Annotated in this window: 2 protein-coding genes and 1 pseudogene; 2 read left to right on the forward strand and 1 reads right to left on the reverse strand. The window is 75.4% G+C overall.

Features of this window, described 5'->3' with window-relative positions; translation table 11 throughout:
- Together IE249_RS38520 and cobI are read left to right on the forward strand one after the other, a co-directional pair.
- Window positions 1-227: pseudogene (locus tag IE249_RS38520) on the forward strand (cobyrinate a,c-diamide synthase); the annotation flags it as partial.
- On the forward strand, window positions 224-955 hold the full coding sequence (cobI, locus tag IE249_RS26295) for a precorrin-2 C(20)-methyltransferase (protein ID WP_189708567.1): 732 nt from the start codon (window positions 224-226) through the stop codon (window positions 953-955). The pseudogene IE249_RS38520 and the gene cobI, both read left to right, overlap by 4 nt.
- Before the next feature lie 32 nt (window positions 956-987).
- On the opposite strand, the gene IE249_RS26300 is transcribed toward cobI, so the two are convergent.
- Window positions 988-1,643 (reverse strand): ZIP family metal transporter (locus IE249_RS26300; RefSeq protein ID WP_229859303.1); only part of this gene is annotated, 656 nt, incomplete at its 5' end.

Below are 1,643 nucleotides of genomic sequence, written 5' to 3' on the forward strand. Positions count from 1 at the left end.
TGCTCGCCGCCGCCGGGGAGCGCAGGCGCGGCCACGAGTTCCACCGGACCGTGGTCGAGCCGGGCGCGGGGAGCGGGACGGCGGCCCCCGCCTGGGGCGTGCACGTCCCCGACCGGCGGGTCGAAGGGTTCGTACGCGGGAATCTGCACGCGAGTTATCTCCACACGCACTGGGCCGCCGCGCCCGGTGTCGCCCGTCGGTTCGTCGAGAGGTGCCGGACGTCATGAGCAGCAGGCTGGTCGGGGTCGGGGTCGGGCCGGGTGATCCGGAGCTGGTGACCGTCAAGGGCGTGGGCGCGCTGCGCGCCGCGGAGGTCGTCGTCGTGCCCGTGATGGACAGCGGGGAGCGGGGGCGGGCGGAGGCGACCGTGCTGCACTACGTGCCCGCCGGCAAGGTCGTGCGGGTGGTGTTCGCGCTGAACGAGCGGTCCGACCGGGCGCGGCGCGAGGCCGCCTGGGACGCGGCCGGGGAGCGGGTCGCCGCGCTGCTGCGCGCGCACGGGTCCGTCGCCTTCGCGACCATCGGCGACCCCAACGTGTACTCGACCTTCACCTACCTCGCGCAGACCGTGGCCGCCCTGGTGCCGGGGACCGTGGTGGAGACCGTGCCGGGCATCACCGCCATGCAGGACCTGGCGGCGCGCTCGGGGGCGGTGCTCACCGAGGGGACCGAGCCGCTGACGCTGGTGCCGGTGACCGCCGGGGCCGCGGTGCTGAAGGAGGCGCTGAACGGTCCGGGGACCGTGGTGGCGTACAAGTTCGGGCGGCAGGCGCGGGAGGTCGCCGAGGCGCTGCGGGACAGCGGGCGGATCGGCGACGCGGTGTGGGGTTCGGCGCTGGGGCTGCCGGAGGAGTCGATCCGGCCGGCCGCCGATCTCGACGGCGTCCCGCTGCCGTACCTGTCGACGCTCATCGCGCCGGCGCGGCGCGAGGGCGGGCGGGGCGGCAAGCTGTGAGCCGGGTTCCCCGGGGCGGTGTGCGGGCAGGCTCAGGCCGCCAGGCCCACCACCACCCAGATGAAGACCACGCCCATGACCGTGCACAGCACGGTGGAGCGGGCCGGGTGCTCGTGGTGGGCCTCGGGCAGGATCTCGGCCGCGGCCAGGTAGAGCAGCACGCCGGCGAAGAGGCCGAGATAGCCGCCGAGGAACCACTCGGGGATCGCTATGAACGCCGTCGAGGCCGCGCCCACCACCGGGGCCAGCGCGTCCGCGACGAGCATGGCGACCGCCTTGCGGCGCGCGTTGCCGTACAGGCTGGTGATGGTGAAGGTGTTGAAGCCGTCCGCGAAGTCGTGCGCGATGACGGCCAGCGCCACCGCCGCGCCCATGCCGCCGCCCACCTGGAAGGCCGCGCCGATCGCCACACCGTCCATGGCGCTGTGACCGACCATGGCGGCCGCCGCCGTCAGGCCCACCTCGGGCGCCCGGTGATGGTCGTGCTCGCCGCCGCCGTGCGCGGCCTGGCGGGCGGCCAGCAGCCGCTCCACCAGGTGGGCCAGCAGGAATCCGGCCACGAACAGCAGCAGGGCCGCCGGTACGCCGAAGACCTCCCGGGAGGCCGCGTGCAGCGCCTCCGGGAGCAGGTCGAGGCCGACCACGCCCAGCATCAGGCCGCCGGCCAGTCCGAGGACCAGATGGCGAC

This window comes from Streptomyces anandii JCM 4720 (genome assembly GCF_014650655.1).
Classification (GTDB): domain Bacteria; phylum Actinomycetota; class Actinomycetes; order Streptomycetales; family Streptomycetaceae; genus Streptomyces; species Streptomyces anandii.